Origin of the sequence: Candidatus Sordicultor fermentans (genome assembly GCF_012728195.1) — a bacterium.
Classification (GTDB): domain Bacteria; phylum Atribacterota; class Atribacteria; order Atribacterales; family Caldatribacteriaceae; genus Sordicultor; species Sordicultor fermentans.
On record NZ_JAAYFP010000094.1, the window covers coordinates 1 to 13,889 of the forward strand.

The following is a 13,889-nucleotide window of genomic DNA, read 5'->3' on the forward strand; positions in this document are numbered from 1 at the left end:
GTGATGAGTGGGGTTATGTACCTTTTGAGAAAGGAGGTGCTCAGTTACTCTTTCAGGTGATATCTGCATGCTATGAAAAACGCAGTATCATTATTACTACCAATCTGGAATTCAGCAAGTGGAATGGAATATTTTATGATGAGAGAATGACAGCCGCCATCATTGACCGTTTAATTCACCATAGTCATTTACTGGTCTTTTCCGGACCCAGTTACCGGTTGACTCATTCTACTATGAACTGTTAATTCTGGAATTAAGGGTGCTGCAAAAATTAACTTCCGGAATGCTGCAAATTCATATTGCCAAATACAGAGAGACTTTACAGAGAGACTCAGTAGAACTTAATCTGGCTTATATCCCGACTTTAGAAAATATAGCCCTTCATTAGTCGCTTTTATCCAGCAATACAATAGTAAATTTGGTCGAGAGCCAAAAGACCCCCCCGGTCAACTTTTTTTCTCTGGAGGAAAACATAAATTAGACTTTATTCTCCGCCGGAAGGAAATTCGGAAGGTAGGATAGAAATGTTATATTTAACCCTCAAGTTAGGGAGCGACACATTTTCATAAAATATTGACAGAGAGCCAGGAATATATTGAATCTTTTATTCAGCGGGGACAATGCCTCCCATAGACTCTCCTTGTCCATTAAACCGCTGGTAAACAGCTTCTGCTTCTTCCACAGAAATCTCTCTCAACATTTTTTCGTAACGAAAAATAAATTCCCAACCTAAGCCCACTTTCTCAAAAAAGGCAAAAAGAGAGGAAAGAGAGAAAACTGTTTCTAAACAATGAAGGAAATTTCCTCTGGTATAATTCTTGGCTTCTTCAAATTCTTCTTTCTCGAGATGAGATAACCCCCGAAGCTCTTCCCACAAGATTCTTACCACTGCGTCAAAATAAACATAGGGAAAACTAGCATAAGCACAGATAAAAGATGGACCCCGTAGAGGAACATAAAGAGAACCTACTTGATAACTCAAACCTCGCTCTTCCCTGATTTTCAGGAAAAGACGAGAGTACATACTCCCTCCTAAAATATTATTCAGAATATCAAAAACCACCCTCTCTTTCTCTTCTAATAACCCGGGAGCCTTAAAGCCCACCACCATCCAGCTATCTCTCACTTCTTTACGATCTACAATTTTTAAAGAGAGAGGAGAAAATTTTTCTAGATAAGGAGCAAGGGGCTCCTTAGGTATAATTTCTCCCATCTCTTCGTGAAAAATCTTTTCTACTTCATCGGGATCAAAATCACCCACTACTGCAGCTACCATATTATTAGGCACATAAACTTTCCTGTACCAGGACCAAATTTCTTCTTCTCCTAAATTGCGGAGAGTTTTTTCTTCGCCCATAGTGGGAAAGGCATAAGGATGACGACCGTAAAAAGCTTTCTTAAACCGCAGCATCGCAGCCTGGAAAGGATCATCATCCAGAGAGCGAAGGACATTTAAGAGAAAGGTTTTTTCCTTTTCAATTTCCTCTTCCTGAAAAGCCGGGCTTTTAATTGCTTCAAAAAATAGTTTTAACATTTGTCCCATATTAATAGCTGGACCTTGCATAACCACCCGTCCAGTAAAATAGCTAGAAGAGCTATTTATGGTGGCTCCCATATTCTCTACTGCTCGATTAAAATCTATAGCACTCTGGCGCTGAGTCCCTTTCAGAAGAGTCTCTTGCATTAAAGCAGAAATCCCTCGTTCTTCCTCGCTTTCAAAGAGATTACCTAAATTCATGCACAAATTAATTGCTACAAGAGCACTATCCGGTCGAGGAGAAAGTATTAGTGTAAAACCATTTTTAAAGGTTATTTTTTTCACTGCAGTCATTGTCTTTTCCATATCACACCCCTGGCTCTATAAAAACGAATGTAGCTCGTTCAAAATCAAGATATTTTTTCACTGTTTCCACCAGGTCTTCACTTCTAAAACTTCCTAAATTAAAAAAATGATGAACCACCCGGTCGATGTTATCGGTAACGTCAGAGCGCCCCAATAGCTCTGCTGTTCCTAAGGTAGTTTCCAGCACACTGAACAAACTACTGCGCAACAGATTTTTACCTCGCACCAATTCTTCATCCCGGGGGGGATCAGAAATTAAATTTACTATTTCCTTTTGAATTTCCTCCTCTATTTCCTCTTTTTTTCCCTGAGAAAAAGTATAAAAAATGGCAAATATACCAGCTTTCTGGTAATAAGAATAAACAGTGTGAATGGTGTCTACCAACTTTTTTTCCTCTCGTAAAACTACGTTCAACCGAGAACCAATTCCATCACCTAAAACTACTGCGAGAAGGCGCAGAAGATAAAAATCATCTTCTCTAATTCCCTCAGTCAGAAAACCTATTGCACCGTAATAGCGGTGTACATCCATAGAACAGCTTACTATCTGCTGGTGAGGAGAAGGAAGAGAGGGAAAAGGCGAGAAAGTGAAGTTTTCCAAATCGCGGAACTCTCCTACTAACTTCTCTGCTTCTCCAAAAACCTCCTCCTCAGCAATGTCACCTGCCACCACCAGGGTAAGGTTGGTAGGATGGTAAAAGCGCTTCTGGTGCTCTAATAAATCCTCACGAGTAAAAGTCTTTACTGTATCTTCCATTCCCAAAATGGGCTTCCCGTAAGGAGTACCAGAAAATACTCTTTCATAAAGAAGATGAATCAAGCGTTCCCCCGGGTCATCTTCATCTAAATGAATTTCCTGGATAACCACCATTTTCTCCTTTTCTATCTCCTGAGGATCAAAAAGAGGGTGAAAAAGTAAATCAACTTCTAACTCCAAAGCCTTTCGCCAGTATTCTCGCGGTACTACTAAATAAAAATCGGTAGTATCCAGGGAAGTGCCAGCATTCATAACTCCCCCTAAAGCTTGTACCTGACGAGAAAGCAAAGAAGCAGGATAATTAGCAGTACCTTTAAAAACCATGTGCTCAAAAAAATGAGATAGGCCGTTTTTTTCAGGTTCCTCATCTTTCACTCCCGCTGGAACCCAAAAATTAATAGTAACAAGGGGTGAAGGCATTCTCTTAACTACTACTCGAAGTCCAGAATAAAGAACCTTTTTAGTATAAGTAAAGGCATACTTCTTCAACTTTAGCCACCACACCTTTCCCCTAATATTCTTTTTTCTCTTTCTCTGAGAACTTTAATGCCTACCGGGGGGATACCATCTTCCTTCCGTGTTCCAAATATTTTAAGCTACCCCCTTGACTTTTTCTTCTCACTACTATATAAAAAAGAATAAAACTCTAACTTCAGAAACGCAAATTTCTCACTACCGTAAGTATATCATCCCTATTTCTGAAAGCAATTATTTTTCAGGAGGTGACATTTTGCAAATAACAGAAAGAGTTAAAAAAATTGAGCCTTCCGCTACTCTATCTATTTCTGCCCGAGCCAAGGCTTTAAAAAAGGAAGGAAGAGATGTAATTTCCTTCAGTGCTGGTGAGCCAGATTTTGACACTCCTTTAGTAATCAAAGAGGAAGCTAAGAAAGCTATTGACGAAGGCTTTACTAAATATACTCCTACCTCCGGAACGCCAGAGTTAAAAGAAGCTATTGGCAAAAAACTGGAGAAAGAAAATGGGCTTTTTTACACCACTCAAGAAATAATAGTTTCCTGTGGTGCCAAACACTCTCTTTTTAATGCCATTTTGACCCTCTGTAGCCCCGGAGATGAGGTACTTTTGCCCAAACCTTACTGGGTTACTTACTTAGAACAGATAAAATTAGCTCAAGGAAAACCAGTTTTACTTGAGCCTTCTCCATCTACACTTACTGTGAGTATCGAAGAAATTAAAAAAGCTCTCACTCCTCACACTCGTCTTATTATCATAAACAACCCTTCAAACCCGACAGGGGTGGTATGGGAAGAGGGAGAACTAGAAGAAATAGCCCAGTTAGCTAAAGAAAAAGATTTAGTAATAATTTCTGATGAAATATATGAACATCTCACTTATGATGGAGCAAAAGTAAAAAGTATTGCAACTTTTCCAGGTATGAAAGAGAGAACTATAGTAATCAATGGCGTATCTAAAGCCTTTTCTATGACCGGCTGGCGAATTGGATATGCCGCGGGGCCTCAAGATGTAATTGAAGCAATGGGGAGACTCCAGGATCACTCTACTTCCAATCCCACCTCTATAAGCCAGAGGGCGGCCTGGAAAGCTTTACAGAGCGATTCTTTTCTGGTTAAAGAAATGGTAGAAAAGCTTGATGAGCGGAGAAAACTTATGATGCAACATCTTTCAGAAATTCCCTCAGTCACTTTTCCCACCCCTCGGGGAGCTTTTTACGTTTTTGCCAATTTCTCTCCCTATTTAGGTAAAAGCTTCCAAGGGAAACCCATTAATAACTCTTTAGAATTGGCTGAGTCACTTTTAGAAGAAGCTCAAATAGCCTGCATCCCAGGAATAGCTTTTGGGATGGAAGGTTACCTTCGTTTTTCCTATGCTACCTCAGAAGAGAACATTGAAAAAGGGATGAAGCGATTAAAAAATTTTATTAATCAAATGAATTGAGGAGGTGTATACATGCCTAAAATCTATATTCTAGATGTTACCAATCGTGATGGAGTTCAGACTGCCCACTTAGGATTAGCTAAAATTGAAAAAACTATGATAAACTTTTTTCTCAACGAAATGGGAGTTTATCAGAGCGAATTTGGCTTCCCCACCACTCGTCATGAAACTAACTACCTCAACGCCAATTTAGAATTGGCAGAAATGGGAGTCTTGAGTCCTATTAGATTAAGTGGATGGTTGAGAGCAATAAAAAGGGATGTCGAATTAGCTTATGAGATGGTACCAGGATTGAAATACCTCAACCTCTCTATATCTACCTCTGACCAGATGATTCATAGCAAATTCCAGGAAAAAATGAGTCGAGAGACAGTGATAAAATCCATGGTAGAAGCAGTAGAAACCGCTAAGGCTTGCGGAGCACAGGGAGTGGGAATAAATGCCGAAGATGCCTCTCGCTCTGATATAGATTACTTAATCGAGTTTGCCTTAGCAGGTAAAGAAGCAGGAGCAGAACGTTTTCGGTATTGTGACACTTTAGGCTATGATAGTCCTTTCACCATTTATGAGCGTATTGCCAAAATTGGGGAAGCAACCCAGATGCCTATTGAGCTCCACTGTCACAATGATCTGGGTATGGTAGTCGCTAATTCTGTCGCCGGAGCTAAAGCAGCAATAGACGTAGGATGTGATGTTTTTATTAATACAACCATTAACGGGATAGGAGAACGAGCAGGAAATGCTGATTTGGTTTCGGTAATTTTAGCTGTGAAATATGCCAGTGGTATGGACGGAGAAAAATATCAGCTGGACGAGCGAATAAATCTGAAAACCGCCTGGAAAACTTGCAAATATGCATCTTACGCTTTCCGCGTCCCTATCCCCATCACCCAACCCGGCGTAGGGGCTAATGCTTTCGCTCATGCCTCAGGAATCCATGCTGATGGAGTGTTGAAAGACCGCAAAAACTACGAGCTTTATGACTTTGAAGAGCTGGGAAGAGGAGAACCGGAAATCATAGAAACAGGAAGGCAAATTGTAATCGGTGAATATAGCGGGATAAAGGGATTCCGCAATGTTTACAATCAATTAGAGATAGAATTTAAAGATGAAGAGGAAGCACGAGAAGTATTAGAATTAGCTCGTTTTGCTAACGTAGAAAAACAAAAACCCCTGACTTCAGACGAGCTGCGATTTATTGCTCAATATCCCGAGCAGGCTAAAAAAATCCTCACTTTGACTCCTTAAAGGAAGGGTGGTTTACCCACCCTTCCCCAGATATTTACAGTGATTTCTTTATAGAAGTTATTGAGTTATCGCAGCCTCGAGAAAGAAGCCCGTAGTCTGTCCCCGCAGTAACAAATTGCACTCCTCTTTTGAACCACCCCACCACATCTTCTGCTTTAGAAGAAGCAGCAATCCCTACTGGTATATTAGCACTATGAGCTTTTTCAATAATGGTGTCAATATATCCTTCCACTCGAGGGTGATTAATCTTTCCTAATAAGCCTAAAGAACCAGATAAATCCCAGGGGCCAATAAAAATCGCGCTCAACCTTTCTACCTTGAGAATTTCTTCCAAATTTTCTATCGTTTCAAAATGCTCAATTTGCAGGATGATTAAAACTTCCTCATTGGCCTTTTCAATGTATTCAGGTATCCGGCGGTCGTAGCCAGCTGCCCGACGCGGGCCAAATCCTCGAATCCCCTCTGGAGGGTAAAGACAAAAAGAAATTGCTCTTTCTGTCTCTTCTCTATTGCGCACCAGAGGAATCATGACTCCAGGTGCCCCTGTATCCAAAACCCGTTTCAGATAAACTGAGTCATTCCATGGCACTCGCACTATGGGCACAGCCTCTTCCCCTTTGATAGCTAAAAGATGAAGTTGCACTGTCTCAATTCCCAGAGGAGCGTGCTCGGTATCAATGACTAAAAAGTCATAGCCTGCCCCACATAGAACCTCAGTAACCGTGGGATCGGCAAAAGTCACCCAATTTCCAATACAGGGCTTCTTCTCCCTAAGTTTATTTTTCAACAGTCTTCCATTCATAAACAAACCTCCTCACTTTTGCATTTTTCAGAAGTTCAATATTATATTTTTTCCACTACATTGACTGCTGAAAGAGGAGGATCTCCCCGAAGTACCCGAATGACATTCTCTGCTGACACTACATCCATACGGCGTATGGCTTCTTTGGTATCAGAGGCCATATGAGGAGTAGCGATAACATTTTCTAGATCCATGAGAGGGCTACTACCCGGTGGTTCCTGAGAAAAAACATCTAAAGCAGCTCCAGCAATTATCCCTTCTTTCAGTGCTCGATAAAGTGCTTCCTCGTCTACAATCCCCCCTCGAGCAGTATTTATAAGATAGGCACTTCTCTTCATTAGAGAAAGTTCTTTCCCTCCTATAAAACCCCTGGTTTCCTGAGTAAGAGGAATATGCAGAGTAATAAAATCGCTTTCCCGTAGCAATTTTTCCAATGATACGTAGGAAAATTGCTACTTTTGAGCTAAGTTTTGGTCGGGGAACACATCATGAGCAAGTATTTCCATATCAAATCCCCAGGATCGGCGAATTACTTTCCTCCCAATCCGGCCAACTCCAACCACTCCCAAAGTTTTTCCATTAATCTCCACTCCCACAAATTTTTCCCATTTTTCTTCTCTCATGCTCCAACAAGCCCGGGGAATATGACGAGCAAGAGAAAGAACAAAAGCAAATGCAAGGTCAGCCACTGAGTCGTCATTAGTCCCCGGAGCATTAGCTACTACTATTCTCCGTCGAGTGGCTTCTTCCACAGCAATATTATCCACTCCCACTCCATGCTTGGAGATAACCCGGAGACGCTTAGCCTCTTCAAGAAGAGAAGGAGTAATGGGGTCTAAACCCACAATAATACCGTCCACTTGAGAAATAAACTCTTTTAATTCCTCTTCTTTTAAGGGATGAGAATAGGGAGAAAGAATCACCTCTAACCCTGCACTCTTCAAGCGAGAAAAAGCATCAGAATACTTGCCAAAAGAAGCAGTTGGAGTAACCAATATCTTGTATCTTTCCATATTTATCCCTTTCTCTTGCCCCTATGGAGCAAAAACAAAATTCTCAGAGCTATCTTTTTGGCTAAAGTTTTAACAATTTCTTTAGTAACTAAATTCTCTTCCCGCCTTAAACATAGCTACTATATTCTCGGGGGGGACATCAGGTTGGATGTTATGTACCGCTCCTAATATGTAACCCCCACTTTTTCCCATCTCTTTTATTCTTCTTCTAACTTCTTCTTTTACTTCTTCCGGGCTTCCTTGAGGTAGGACTCTCTGGGTATCCACTCCTCCCCAGAAAGAAAGTTTATCGCCAAACTCTCGTTTTAAGCGAGCCGGATCCATATCTTTAGCACTCACCTGAACTGGATTTAAGATATCTACTCCAATCTCTATAAAATCAGGAACAAGAGGATAAATACTACCACAAGTATGGTAGTGAATTCTAGCATTAGTTTCTTCTCGAATAGCTCGAAATAGTTTATGTTGACGAGGTTTTAAGTATTTCCGGTAAATTTGGGGAGAAACCATCAAACCCTGCTGCGTTCCTACATCATCTCCGTACACTACTACATCCACTTTATCTCCTGCTCCACGGAGAAGAGAATGAGCTAAATCAATTTGATACTGCAGAGCTCTATCCATTAAATCACATAGAGGCTCAGGATTAAGGATTATGTCAGTAAGCCACCCCTCAAATCCTCTCATCAACTGACTCTGAGTAATAAATCCTCCTCGAACATTTACCACTACTCCATAATTTTGGACGTGATAGTTGAGAATCTCCTCTTTTACTCCTCTCACTCGGGAAGGGTCTTTCCCATCAGGGAAAGGAAACTTATCCAGAGCTTGATAGGTGAGTTCTTTCCAGAAAGGGCCACAAACTATATCATAGTAAAATCCACCTTCCGGCATACGACGGCGAAGTCCCCATTCATCTTCATAAGAACCATCAGGATAAACTCTATCCTCCCATCCCACCGGAGGACGGGGGAAAACTCCCCGGGTATCAATACCCAATTTTTCTAAAAGCTCTCCATCTTGAGATAAATCAGCCAGTTGAAAAGGTTTATCTAAAATACGAGTAGGGCTATCTATCCCCAAAAACTTTTTTAGACGCTCATAGGCTTGAACAGTGATACCAGTATTAGATGAGCTCCCAAGATCAAAGGGAACTCGATCTGGCTCTTCGTGAGATAAAGCTTTGACTAATCTCTCTCGATGAGTCATTTCATCACCCCTTTACTGCTCCAGCTACCAGCCCCATACGAACAAAACGCTGAATACCAATATAGAGAAACGCAGGAATTAAGCCAGCCACCAAAGCAGTAGCAGCTAATCTTCCCGGGTCTACAATCTCTCCTCCCCAGAGGAAAAAACCAATGTGAATAGGAAGAGTATATTTATCCTGTGTGTTGATTAAAACAGTAGCAAAAACCGCATCTCCCCAAGAGAGAACCAGAGAAAAAATAGCCACTGCTACCAGGCCGGGAGCAGCTAGTGGTAAAGTGATACGCAAAAAAGATTGGAAACGAGAACAACCATCTACCATAGCTGCCTCTTCTAACTCCTGAGGAATACCCATAAAGTAACCTCGTAACATATAAATGGCAAAAGGAACAGTATAAGCTAAATGAGCCAGAGTTAAACCAAAAAGTGAATCGTATAGACCCAAACGATTCATGATTATCGTAATAGGCACCATGAGAATGAAAGGAGGGAAAACATAAGCAAAGAGAATGTAGGAAGATACTATCCTCTTTCCCCGGTACTGAAAGCGGGCCAAATTATAAGCGGCAATGCTACTTACCACCATAGTCAAAGCTACAGCTCCTGCTGCAACAAGCAAAGTATTAATTAAGGGAGTAATAATGGTAGGAGAGATAGAAAGCATAGCGCCGGTGACTTCCGCCATACTCCCTGAAGAGCCTACGAAAATGTCCCGAAAATTAGCCAAAGTGGGATTGCGAGGAAGACCCATACTCCATACTTCCTCCTCTGGAGAAAAAGCAGTTTTTACTACCCAGTAAATGGGAATAAATATCCAGAAAAGCAAAATTATCACAAAGAAAGCAACTAAAAATTTAGCGCTTTTATTTTTCTTCATTTTACTCCAGACTCCTTACTGTAAAATAGATCAAAATAACAAAAATGGGAAGAATAGTTACCGCATAAGCAGAGGCCAGAGGATAATTTAAGCCCAGAAGAAAGGCAATTTTATAAGTAGCCATAGGGATAGTGAGAGTTGCATCAGCTGGACCGCCGGCTGTCATCATCTTGGGAATAACAAAGTCTCCCATAGTCCACATAAGAGAAAGCCCACAAACAATTAAAAATACTTCTTTCAATAAAGGAAGAGTGATAGAAAAAAATTTTTGCCAGGAAGAAGCGCCATCGATTTCCGCTGATTCGTATAATTCACCTGGAATAGATTGTAAACCAGATAAAAATCCTAGATAAAAAAAGGGCCAACCATGCCAGATATTTACCAAAATTAGAGAAGGCATGGCATATTGAACTCCCAACCAGTGGATAGGCTTCAGCCCCACAGCCTGCAAAAGCGCGTTCCCTATACCCCGATAGTCATAAACAAACCAGAACAGAACGCAAACAACAAAAGGTTGAAGAGCATAAGGCAAAATAGCTAATCCCCGCAAAATCCCTCTTCCTCGGAACTCTTGGTTTAAAAGAACAGCTACTCCCAAACCAATGATGGCTTTAATAGCTACCGCTGGAAAAGCATATATCAAAGTATTTTTAACACTTTTATAGAATATAGGATCTCGGAATATCCGGGAAAAATTCCGTACTCCCACAAAGGTAGGTGCTTTTCCAATAGGCATGTGCTGCAAACTCATCCAGAAAGTATAAACAAGAGGAACAATCAGAATCAACCCTAAAATCAAAAGCGCGGGGATAACGTAAAACCAGCTGGTTAAAGTTTTAGTCTTCATTTTTTATCCCAATAAGATATATGCCTCCGGAGGAGAAAACCTCCGGAAGCATATAGATTCACCGTCCGTATGCTTCCCGCACCATATCTTCTAGTTTGACCTGAAATTCATCGATTACTTTGTCAAAGTCTTCCCCCTTTATCACTGCCTTTATTACCATGTCATTAATAACCCATCCCCAGCACAGGTCTTCCATTACTGACGAAGCTTCCCCTAAAGGATAAGCCATTGGGGTAGTGTGAAACTTGGTTCGCATAGCTGCTTCATAAGGGTCCATTCCCATAAACGGATACATACCTTGTTTCCAATTTTCACTCAACACTTGCATCTGGCTTTTAAATACCGGAAGGTTATAAAGTTGGGATTGCTCACACCACCCCTGGCGATAAACTTCTTTGTCACCAAAGAAAGTGTAAAGAAGGTCTTTAGCTAAATCAGGATAAGGGGTTGAACTAAAAATAAAGTTACTTTCATCGCCTTGGTCGATGGGAAAAGCATCAGGATAGATCATGGTTTTAGGTACTAAATCTGGTTTTCCCGTCATTATCCCATACCAGATACTCATAGGATTAGAGGTCATAGCTACTCTTCCCTCCAGGAAAGCCATATTATTAGATATATCTACCCATTCCCCTGAATCAGGAGGGGTTAAACCCCGATCATAAATATCTTTTTCGAAAGCGAATGTTTTTTTAGCTATGGAACGATTAGGCTCTTTCCCAAACACTGCTCCTTCTACTGACCTATCACTCAAGAATCCTCCTCCAAAACCATAGTAATAAATCTGGAAAGTCCAATAGCAATCAGCTCCACTTCCTCCCAAAGGGAGACCTATTCCATAAACTCCCGGCTCCACTTGATTGGCTTTCTCAGCTGCTATAAGCACTCCCTCTTCGTTTTCAAAAGGCAACAAGTTAAGAACACCGGCTTTTTCCAGAATATCTTTGCGGACATGCATCCAGCTTAGCTCAAATCCTGAGGGGATAGAATAAACTTTTCCGTCTACCGTACCTTGTTTAAGCTTAATCTCAAAGAAATCATCTCTGCCCAGTTTATCTACCAGATCATCGAGAGGTAACAAAAGATCAGCTTCGGCAAACTTGGCTGTGGGGTAACCTCCAATAACCATATCTGGTTCGGTTCCTGACGCTATAGCTGTGGCTAATTTCGGGGACATATCTGCTACTGGAATCCAGGTGATTTTTACGTCCACTCCGTTGGCTGCTCCCCATTCGTAAGCTAAAGAGTTAAACCAGTAGGCTTGAGCCGGAGCAAAAGAAGCACGTCCCCAAATTTCTAAGGTGGGTTTTTGAGCTAAAGTTGTCCCCCCTCCCAACACCAACACCAACACCGCAGCCAAAACAATAACTCTCTGTCTCATGGCTGAATCCCTCCTTTTTTAGTTAGTGAAACCAGAGAAATTAAATAGCTTTTACCTTTTTCTCACCTCCCTCCTCTTTTTCTGGTTTCTGCAAAAACGAACAGCTACAGTGTAAAATTAAAAGTAAAAGATGAAAAAGTAACATCATAATAATACCACAGTGTTCATCCTCTGGTATTATTATGATGTTAGAAATGGATTAAACAGAAAGATAGAGAAATCACAACAATTTTTGCGACTAAGCGTATAGAATTATGCGGGCTACCTGCTCTTAATTATTAGTTACTTTACTTTCTGCAGCAACCACCACCTCTTTTAGGCTCCTCCTCAACTTTAACCATAGGCTCACCACAGCAAGTTAGTTCTTCTTCTTTTTCTTCTCCTCCTTTAGCTTCCACTACGTTACCACACACATTGCACCGATAAGTTTCTTTTTTTTCTGTCATAAGATTCCACCTCCTGAGATATTTTACCCTTAAAACATTCATTATTCAACTTATCGTGGCAACCAAAAATGAAAAAAAATAATGACCAGCATCTCTTTCCATTTTAAGCATGTCTTTTATAGTTTTCTTACTTACTATGAAATTAGAGAAGAAGAAAAAACCACGCGAAGCTAATTCAGTACTTCTGGTTTTTCCACAAAAAACGCAACCTTTCTTTCATTGTCTTTTCGTATCCCCTATCATGGGGATGAAAGTAGGTTTTCCCCTTTAGTTGAGAAGGTAAATATTCCTGTTCTACAAATGCTCCAGTAAAGTCGTGAGGATATCGATATTCCTTACCAAATCCCATCTCCCTCATCATACCAGTAGGGGCATTACGCAGGTGCAAGGGAACAGGAAGTGTACCATACTCCTTCACATCCGCCAACGCCTGGTTCAACGCCTGATAAGAAGCATTGCTTTTAGGAGCGCTGGCTATATATATAGTGGCCTGAGCTAAAGACAGCCTTCCTTCCGGCTCTCCCAGAAAATCATAGGCTTTTTGAGCAGCGACAGCTATCAGCAAAGCATGAGGATCAGCATTACCCACATCTTCTGAAGCACAGGCTACCAGACGACGTAAAATAGCATGAGGGTCTTCTCCTCCCTCCAGCATACGAGCTAACCAGTAAATAGCAGCATCAGGGTCACTACCTCGCAAGCTCTTATGATAAGCAGAAAGAAGATTAAAATGCTCTTCTCCTGATTTATCGTATAAATAGGAGGTTTTATGAAAAGTATCCTGTAAAAACTTAATCCCTATTACCCCGTTGTTTTCTTGTTGAGCAATACGAGAAGCAACCTCCAGAAAGTTCAAAGCCTGCCGAGCATCCCCATCAGCAAGCTGAGCCATGAAGAAAAGAGCGTCTTCCTCCACCCTTATTCCCTCATCTTTTAATCCTCGTTCGTCTTCTAAGGTATTCTTCAACAAGCGAACCAGATCTTCTACCGGAATCTTTTTAAAAACTATTACCTGAGAACGAGAAAGCAAGGGAGCAATAATTTCAAAAGAGGGGTTTTCGGTAGTAGAACCAATCAAAGTAACTATTCCTTCTTCCACGTGGGGAAGAAGTAAGCTTTGTTGTCCTTTATGAAAGCGATGAATCTCATCAATAAAAAAAACTGTTTTCTTATGGTGAAACTTCAGGTCATTTTCTGCTTCTTTTACTGCCTCTCTTATTTCCTTTACTCCTGAGGTAACTGCACTGATGGAAATAAACTGATATTTACAAGCCTTAGCCACAATATGAGCAACAGAAGTCTTACCACTCCCCGGTGGCCCCCAAAAAATGAGAGAAGGTAAAAAACCAGTTTCCACTATTTTCCTCAGAATACCTTCCCTTCCAGTAAGGTGAGGTTGACCTACTACCTCATCCAGACTACGAGGACGCATCCGAAAGGCAAGCGGTTTCACTTCTTTTTCTTGAATCTGAAATAATTCCTTTTCCTCAAAAGATTTTTTCTCTCCCACGCTAAGGCACCCAGTTTCCCCCTCGTCAAACTATTGTT

The 13,889-nt window shown here is 41.0% G+C and carries 12 protein-coding genes and 1 pseudogene; 3 read left to right on the forward strand and 10 right to left on the reverse strand.

The window, feature by feature from the left end; genetic code table 11:
* Window positions 1–245: ATP-binding protein (locus GXZ17_RS04280; RefSeq protein ID WP_409376050.1), on the forward strand; the 245-nt coding region annotated here is incomplete at its 5' end.
* Between the two features lie 359 nt (window positions 246–604).
* Here GXZ17_RS04280 and GXZ17_RS04285 read toward each other — a convergent pair.
* Both GXZ17_RS04285 and GXZ17_RS04290 read right to left on the reverse strand, forming a co-directional pair.
* Entirely contained in the window at window positions 605–1,843 is a 1,239-nt protein-coding gene (locus GXZ17_RS04285; protein WP_409376051.1) for a M16 family metallopeptidase, read from the reverse strand.
* A gap of 1 nt (window position 1,844) precedes the next feature.
* Complete coding sequence (locus GXZ17_RS04290) at window positions 1,845–3,089, reverse strand: M16 family metallopeptidase (RefSeq protein ID WP_409376052.1); 1,245 nt, start codon at window positions 3,087–3,089, stop codon at window positions 1,845–1,847.
* 241 nt (window positions 3,090–3,330) lie between these two features.
* On the opposite strand from GXZ17_RS04290, the gene GXZ17_RS04295 reads away from it, so the two are divergent.
* Both GXZ17_RS04295 and GXZ17_RS04300 read left to right on the forward strand, forming a co-directional pair.
* The gene (locus GXZ17_RS04295) at window positions 3,331–4,518 is read left to right on the forward strand and encodes a pyridoxal phosphate-dependent aminotransferase (protein WP_409376053.1); all 1,188 of its coding nucleotides are present in this window, start codon (window positions 3,331–3,333) and stop codon (window positions 4,516–4,518) included.
* Window positions 4,519–4,530: 12 nt separating this feature from the next.
* Window positions 4,531–5,766 (forward strand): homocitrate synthase, encoded by a 1,236-nt coding sequence (locus tag GXZ17_RS04300; RefSeq protein WP_409376054.1) that lies wholly within the window; start codon window positions 4,531–4,533, stop codon window positions 5,764–5,766.
* Between the two features lie 34 nt (window positions 5,767–5,800).
* Here GXZ17_RS04300 and GXZ17_RS04305 read toward each other — a convergent pair whose 3' ends face one another.
* The 8 genes and pseudogenes from GXZ17_RS04305 to GXZ17_RS04340 form a co-directional block, all read right to left on the reverse strand.
* A complete protein-coding gene (locus GXZ17_RS04305; protein ID WP_409376055.1) occupies window positions 5,801–6,568 on the reverse strand; it encodes an HpcH/HpaI aldolase family protein in 768 nt (255 codons plus the stop codon).
* 41 nt (window positions 6,569–6,609) lie between these two features.
* Window positions 6,610–7,581: pseudogene (locus tag GXZ17_RS04310) on the reverse strand (phosphoglycerate dehydrogenase).
* A gap of 81 nt (window positions 7,582–7,662) precedes the next feature.
* Window positions 7,663–8,790 carry a uroporphyrinogen decarboxylase family protein gene (locus GXZ17_RS04315; RefSeq protein WP_409376056.1) on the reverse strand — a complete coding sequence of 376 codons (1,128 nt, stop codon included), beginning with the start codon at window positions 8,788–8,790 and terminating at the stop codon, window positions 7,663–7,665.
* A gap of 4 nt (window positions 8,791–8,794) precedes the next feature.
* Complete coding sequence (locus GXZ17_RS04320) at window positions 8,795–9,667, reverse strand: carbohydrate ABC transporter permease (RefSeq protein ID WP_409376057.1); 873 nt, start codon at window positions 9,665–9,667, stop codon at window positions 8,795–8,797.
* A 1-nt stretch (window position 9,668) separates the two neighbouring features.
* A complete protein-coding gene (locus tag GXZ17_RS04325) occupies window positions 9,669–10,514 on the reverse strand; it encodes a carbohydrate ABC transporter permease (RefSeq protein ID WP_409376058.1) in 846 nt (281 codons plus the stop codon).
* A 58-nt stretch (window positions 10,515–10,572) separates the two neighbouring features.
* On the reverse strand, window positions 10,573–11,895 hold the full coding sequence (locus tag GXZ17_RS04330; protein ID WP_409376059.1) for an ABC transporter substrate-binding protein: 1,323 nt from the start codon (window positions 11,893–11,895) through the stop codon (window positions 10,573–10,575).
* 287 nt (window positions 11,896–12,182) lie between these two features.
* Complete coding sequence (locus GXZ17_RS04335; protein WP_409376060.1) at window positions 12,183–12,341, reverse strand: desulforedoxin; 159 nt, start codon at window positions 12,339–12,341, stop codon at window positions 12,183–12,185.
* Between the two features lie 175 nt (window positions 12,342–12,516).
* Complete coding sequence (locus GXZ17_RS04340; protein WP_409376077.1) at window positions 12,517–13,773, reverse strand: replication-associated recombination protein A; 1,257 nt, start codon at window positions 13,771–13,773, stop codon at window positions 12,517–12,519.
* Window positions 13,774–13,889: the final 116 nt, after the last annotated feature.